This window comes from Frankia sp. AiPs1 (assembly GCF_023716945.1).
Lineage (GTDB): Bacteria > Actinomycetota > Actinomycetes > Frankiales > Frankiaceae > Frankia.
Map to the genome: position 1 here is coordinate 1 of NZ_JAMQQF010000312.1, position 6,777 is coordinate 6,777.

Here is a 6,777-nt window from a genome sequence, read left to right on the forward strand (position 1 = left end):
GCGTGGCCGCTGCGACGCCCGCCCGCTCTGACGCGCTGCCGGTGACGCTCACGGCCGCGCCCCGCACGTACCCGGCGCCGAACCGGCGATCACCACTTCACGGGCCACCTCTGCACGGTAACGAGTCTCCCGCCGGCCGAGGCCCAGGGTCGATCGGCGCGCAGGTTCCGGCTGCGCGAGCCCGGGTGCGGACCGGCGCCGCGGGGAGCGACGCGCACCGGGCGGCGGCGGTCTGTCAGCCGGCCAGGGCCGCGCTCGGGCCGCCGCTGGGTGTGAGTAATCAGTCGGTTTGATCTGCGGCGTTCGCGGTCCGTCGGCGGGCTATGTACAGTGATCGACTGTTGGTTGTACCTGCGGTGTTGCGTTGAGGGAAGATCGCCGATCAAGTAGGTGACGATGTTCGCGGCGACGCGCCGTTGCCGTTGTTAGGCCGTGCGCATGGGATTGGGGACACTGGTCACCGTGCATGGTCGGCCGTGGACGCCCGGCGTGCGTGCGGGCGGGTGCGACCCGGGCCATGTCGGCGTAGGCGTCGGCGTGGAGATGGAAGCGCGAGGGCACGGTCACGCACCGGCGCGCCGCGTGTGATGGATCACATCTGCTTCGAGTGGCGCGTTGACTCGAGCTGAGTGAAGATCGGTTCGCAGATCATCGAACACGGAGGGGGCCACGTTGGCCGAGCTTAGGAAAGGAACCCGGATCACCGGCGCCGAGCGGGACAAGCTCGCTGCCGAACTTCGGAAGAAGTACGAAGGTGGGCAGAGCATCCGTCTGCTCGCCGAGTCCTCTGGCCGTTCGTACGGTTTCGTCCACCGGATCCTGTCGGAGTCCGGCACGACCCTGCGTGGCCGTGGCGGTGCGACCCGGGGCACCAAGAAGAAGAGCGCCTGATCATGGCGGTGCCGGCCGCCGCCGATTCGGCGGCGGCCGGACTGCGGGTGGAGGTCGTCGGACCTGTCGCGACGATCCGGCTGTCCGGATCCGGTGATCCCGGGTCCCTGGGGAGCCTGGGCTCCGCCCTTGATGACGCCCAGCGGAACATGGGCGGCGACGTCCGGGTCGCCGTCCTCCGCGTGGGCGGTCCAGATCCGTCGGCCGCGGATGCCGCGGATGCTGCGGCAGGTCCGCCGGGCGCGGCCATGAACACACCCATCGCATCGTCGCCCGCGCGAGCGGATCCGGCCTCCCTGATCGGGGGGTACCGGGTCTGGCGAGAGGCGCTCGAACGGCTCACGATGCGAGCAGACCTCATCAGCGTCGCCGCGGTGGCGGAGGTTACCGAGGACGTGGGCACCGCCCTCGCCGTCGCCTGCGACCTGCGTATCTTCGCCGCCGACGCAGGGTTGAACCCCGTCTGGGCGCGCTGCGGCCTGCTGCCCGCGGCGGGTGCGCTGACTCGGCTGGCCGAGCTCGTCGGCTGGTCCCGTGCCTTCGATCTGTGCCTGACCGGGGGGCAGCCGCTCGGTGCGGCCGAGGCGGCCCGTCTCGGGCTGGCCCAGCGGCTGGTACCTCGCCTGCGCCTGGACGACGAGGTCGACTCGGTGGTCGCGGGCCTGCTCGCCGCATCCCGCGCCGTCACCGCCGAGGTCAAGGCGCTCCTGCGCGGCGCCCGGCCGGCCGGGCGATCCGCGGTCTCGACCCGGGCCATGGCCGGTGCCGACCATCGCGATCTTCCTGACGCCGAGGGTGAGGCGTGGGCGCGTACGCTGTTCGATCTGCTGGACGCCTCCCGGGGCATCGCCGCGGGCTGATCCGGCTTGGGGGACCGCTCCCCATTGCGGGCCGCGCCCCGACCGAGGCGGCCTGAGGTTCTCTGTCCGCGAGTGTGGTCCGTTCGCGAGTGTCGTCTGTCCGCGAGTGTCGTCCGTTCGCGGCTGCGCCGGCCGAGCCCGGCACCGTCTCAGCCTGCCGCTGGCCGGCGGGAATGACTGCGATCCACCCACGCTTACACGCTTACAGTGCAAGCGACGGCTGTGGGAGGCGCGTTGAGGCCAGGTTCTGACGGTGGGGCTTTCGTGCGATCCGTCACCCGGGACCGCGCGGCGGCGAGGACCTCGCTGCGGCCGGGGACGCTGCGCCGCATCGCGACCTTCGCGCGGCCCTGGCGGGGCTATCTGGTCTGGTTCCTCCTCCTCATCGCGGTCAGCGCCGCGCTGGGCGCGGTCGTCCCGCTGATCCTCAAAGAGATCATCGACGGCGGCATCCAGCATCACCGGGTGGGCTACGTCGAGGTCCTGGCGGCGGTCGTCGCCGCGCTGGCCCTCCTCGACGCCGGGCTGTCTCTCGCCCAGCGCTGGTTCTCGGCTCGCATCGGCGAAGGCCTGATCTACGAGATGCGCAGTCAGATCTTCCGGCACGTGCAACGCCAACCGTTGGCGTTCTTCACCCGTACCCAGACCGGGGCGCTCGTCAGCCGGTTGAACAACGACGTGCTCGGCGCCCAGTCGGCGTTCACCAACACGCTCTCCTCAGTGCTGTCGAATGTGCTTTCGGCCGGGTTCGTGCTCGCCGCGATGCTCGTACTGTCATGGCAGATCACTGTTGTGTCGCTGGTGTTACTACCGGTTTTCATCTTTCCCGCTCGCGCGTTCGCGCCGCGGCTCGCCCGGCTGACCCGAGAACGTTACGGGCTGAACGCGGACATGAACAACACCATGACCGAGCGATTCAACGTGTCGGGCGCGATGCTGGCCCAGCTCTACGGGTCCCCGGAACGTGAGGAGGTCAACTTCCGCGGCCGTGCCCAGCGGGTACGAGACATCGGGGTCACCCAGGCCATGTACGGCCGAATATTTTTCGTCTCGCTCAGCCTCGTCGCGTCGCTGGCGACCGCGATCGTCTATGGCGTCGGCGGCCGTCTCGCGGCCCGGGGAGATCTCGAGGTCGGCACCCTGGTCGCGCTCACCGCGTATCTTGGCCGGCTCTACGGGCCACTCACCCAGTTGTCGAACGTGCATGTCGACGTCATGACCGCACTCGTGTCGTTCGAGCGCGTCTTCGAGGTTCTCGACCTCGAACCGGCGATCGTCGACCGGCCCGATGCCGTCGATCTGCCCGCGGGCGCGGCGGCCGTCGAGTTCGATCACGTCGGATTCCGATACCCCGCCGCGGACGAGGTTTCCCTGGCCTCGCTGGAATCCGTCGCGGTCCTCGACACCAGGATCCCGGCGCCGGTGCTGCACGACATCACCTTCCGGGCGGATCCCGGTCAGATGATCGCGCTGGTCGGACCGTCCGGTGCCGGTAAGACGACGATCAGTCAACTGATCCCGCGGATGTACGACGTCCGGTCCGGCGTGGTCCGGATCGGTGGGCACGACGTGCGTGACCTGAGCCTGCAGTCGCTGCGCTCCGCGGTCGGCGTGGTCACCCAGGACGCCCACCTGTTCCACGACACGATTCGGGCCAACCTGACCTTCGCCCGGGCGGACGCCACCGACGGCCAGATGTGGTCCGCGCTGGACGCCGCCCGGATCGGGGAGCTGGTGCGCGCGCTGCCGGACGGGCTGGACACCGTGGTCGGCGACCGCGGGCACCGGCTGTCCGGCGGGGAAAAGCAGCGGCTGGCGATCGCCCGGCTGCTGCTGCGCGCGCCGGGCATCGTCGTGCTGGACGAGGCGACCGCGCATCTCGACAGCGAGTCCGAGGCCGCGGTGCAGCTGGCGCTGAGCGCCGCGTTGGCCGGCCGCACGTCGCTGGTGATCGCGCACCGGCTGTCCACCGTGCGGGAAGCCGACTGCATCCTCGTCGTCGACGGCGGCCGCATCGTGCAGAGCGGTACCCACGACGAGCTGCTGGCGCGCGGCGGCCTGTACGCCGAGCTGTACCGGACCCAGTTCCGCCCTGCCGCAGAGCTGACGTTGCCCGCAGAGCCGATGTTGCCCGCAGAGCCCGCGGAGCCCGTCGAGCCCGCAGAACCCGCAGAACCCGCAGAACCCGTCGAGCCCGCAGCCGACTCTGCGGCCGCGGTCCACGCCTGAGCCGATCCGGGCCCGCGCGCGTCGGCGGACGCGGTCGCCGCCGTTCGGGGGAGGCGTCGGGGTAGCCCGTTCGGTCAGGTACCGGGTTCCACCGAACGTGGTAGTGCCGAGGCGAGCGCGGTGGACTGCGCGGGCGCCGGCCCGGGCAGCGGATCCGCGGCCGCGGGCCCGGGTTCGGGTCCGGTGGTGACCTCGACCACGGCGATGTCGATGTCACCGGACGGCTGACGGTGAATAGCGGGATTTCGATTCATGCCCGACTCCGGGGGTGCTCGACCGTGTCATACCGACTTCCGCGTCCGGGTGGAGCGGCTCCCAGGAACGTCGGCACCCTTGCCGTCTTTCCCGTATCACGCGCGCCGACGGACGGGGTGGCGCGGGGGACGAGACGGACGGTACGCCGCCGGGCGACCACGCGCAGCATGTACCTGATCGACCTGATCTGACTACTGCGAGGCGCGCGACGCGCGTCTCTCGGCGGCCCCCGTGTGCAATGACCGACGATCAGTACTTAGGCTTTGTCTGTGCCACGTAGAGCCAAGATTGTTTGTACCCTCGGCCCGGCCACCAGCTCGCCAGAGAAGGTCCGGGCCCTCGTCGACGCGGGAATGGATATTGCCCGCCTAAACTTCTCCCACGGAACGCACGAACAGCACGCAGTCACCTACGCGCGGGTGCGGGAGGCGGCCGAGGCCGCCGAGCGCAACGTCGGCATCCTCGCCGACCTGCAGGGCCCGAAGATCCGCCTCGGCACCTTCGCCGACGGCGGCGTCACCCTGCTGCCCGGTCAGCGCTTCACCGTCACCATCCGGGATGTGCCCGGAGACCAGCACCAGGTCGGCACCACCTACTCCGGCCTGCCTGCCGACGTCTCGGCCGGGGACCGCATCCTGGTGGACGACGGCCGCCTCGTCCTGCAGATCGACGGCGTCACCGACACCGACGTCCACACCACCGTCGTCATCGGCGGTCCGGTCAGTGACCACAAGGGGATGAACATCCCCGGGGCCGCGCTCACCGTGCCCGCGCTGAGCGAGAAGGACGCCGACGACCTGCGCTACGCCCTCGAACTCGGGGTTGACATGATCGCGCTGTCCTTCGTGCGCAGCGCCGCCGACGTCAAGGCGGTGCATGCGATCATGGATGAGGTCGGCACCCGCCTCCCGGTCCACGCCAAGATCGAGAAGCCGCAGGCGGTCGCCGCCCTCGACGGCATCATCGAGGCGTTCGACGGTCTGATGATCGCCCGCGGCGACCTCGGCGTCGAGCTGCCCCTCGAGGACGTGCCGCTCGTGCAGAAGCGGGCCGTCAGCAAGGCCCGGGAGCGGGCGAAGCCCGTGATCGTCGCCACCCAGGTGCTCGAGTCCATGGTCAGCGCGCCGAGGCCGACCCGCGCCGAGGCCAGCGACTGCGCGAACGCGGTCCTCGACGGTGCCGACGCGATCATGCTCTCGGCCGAGACGAGTGTCGGGGCCTACCCGATCGAGTCGGTGTCCACCATGGCGCGGATCATCGAGACCGCCGAAGCCGACCTTGGGCGGATCCCGCCGCTGCGCACCGAGCCACGGACCCTCGGCGGGGCGATCGCCCAGGCGGCCGCCTCGGTCGGGCACGCCGTCGGCGCCCGCTACCTCGTCGCCCACACCCTCAGCGGCGACACGGCCCGGCGGCTCGCCCGGTACCGCAGCGAGGTCCCGGTGCTGGCCTTCACACCCATCCCCGCCGTGCGCAACCAGATGGCGCTGTTCTGGGGCGTGGAGACCTTCCTCGTGCCGTTCGCGGAGAACACCGACGAGATGGTCCGCCAGGTCGACTCCGCCCTGCTCCAGATCGGCCGCTGCCGACCCGGTGAGCTCGTCGTCGTCGTCGCCGGCACCCCGCCCGGTGTGGCCGGAATGACCAACATGATGCGGGTCCACCGCATCGGCGAGGCGGTCTGACGGCCGCACCGTGCCGTGGCGGCGACGCGACGTCGTGTCATGTGGTGTCGTCTCGTTCTTCACCTGACGTCACGTGTCCTGACGTGATGTGACGTGACCTGACGCCTGACCGGCGGGCGGTTGCCGCGGGGCCCCACCCGCGCCGACCGACGGTCGGGCGCCCGCTGCCTCGAGCGGACGCCGACCTCCAGACCACCGTGGATGCCTCGCCCGGATGCGGTGGCGGGCCCGGCGTCCGCACCCACCCTGCCCCCACGGCGACGGAGTCGAGAACGCGTCCGCGGTCCTTGGACCTCCCACGCGTAACCGGATGGAGTCCCGCGCGGGTGGCCAGTCGCTTCCGTCGCGGGCGACGAACCCGCTGTGCAGCGATCCGCCGTGCCCGGCCGACGGGCGCCTGACGGCTGTCATGATGATGCCGGTCGCGTCTGAACCCGCCGACCGGGATCGTGGCGGATCCCGCCGAGGCCGGTCCGGATCGGATCGGGCGGCAGCCTGTCGGGCAGGGCGCATGGTCAGGGAGTGGTTGCATGGTCGAGCAGGTGAGCGGGCCGGACGAGCAGGCATCCGCGGGCACGCCGGCGGCCGACTCCGGCCCGCTTGACTCCGGCCCGCCCGACCAGGAGCCGCAGTCCCAGCCCGCCGGCCAGTCTCCGTCCGCGGGCCAGTCTCCGTCCGCCGGGCAGCCGCGGTCTGATGGTCAGTCTCCGTCCGCTGGCCAGCCGCGGTCCCGTGGCCAGTCTCGGTCGGCCGCAGCCACCGACCAGCCGAGCGCCGGCACCTCGGCTTCCTCGAATTCCCGCACCCCGCCGCCTCGTGCCGCGCCCGCCGGCCGAGCCGTCTCCGGACCACCCGCC

5 protein-coding genes are annotated in these 6,777 nt (G+C 71.2%); 4 read left to right on the forward strand and 1 reads right to left on the reverse strand.

Annotated elements, in window-relative coordinates:
• Positions 1 to 672 precede the first annotated feature (672 nt).
• From ND748_RS21540 to ND748_RS21550, 3 genes are all read left to right on the forward strand, one after another.
• On the forward strand, positions 673 to 891 hold the full coding sequence (locus ND748_RS21540; RefSeq protein ID WP_009399485.1) for a helix-turn-helix domain-containing protein: 219 nt from the start codon (positions 673 to 675) through the stop codon (positions 889 to 891).
• Positions 892 to 893: 2 nt separating this feature from the next.
• Complete coding sequence (locus tag ND748_RS21545) at positions 894 to 1,751, forward strand: enoyl-CoA hydratase/isomerase family protein (RefSeq protein WP_251747798.1); 858 nt, start codon at positions 894 to 896, stop codon at positions 1,749 to 1,751.
• Positions 1,752 to 2,015: 264 nt separating this feature from the next.
• Positions 2,016 to 3,980, forward strand: coding sequence for an ABC transporter ATP-binding protein (locus tag ND748_RS21550; protein WP_251747799.1), 1,965 nt, complete (start codon positions 2,016 to 2,018; stop codon positions 3,978 to 3,980).
• Between the two features lie 74 nt (positions 3,981 to 4,054).
• On the opposite strand, the gene ND748_RS21555 is transcribed toward ND748_RS21550, so the two are convergent.
• On the reverse strand, positions 4,055 to 4,234 hold the full coding sequence (locus ND748_RS21555; protein ID WP_251747800.1) for a hypothetical protein: 180 nt from the start codon (positions 4,232 to 4,234) through the stop codon (positions 4,055 to 4,057).
• A 270-nt stretch (positions 4,235 to 4,504) separates the two neighbouring features.
• On the opposite strand from ND748_RS21555, the gene pyk reads away from it, so the two are divergent.
• Complete coding sequence (gene pyk, locus ND748_RS21560) at positions 4,505 to 5,920, forward strand: pyruvate kinase (protein WP_251747801.1); 1,416 nt, start codon at positions 4,505 to 4,507, stop codon at positions 5,918 to 5,920.
• Positions 5,921 to 6,777: the final 857 nt, after the last annotated feature.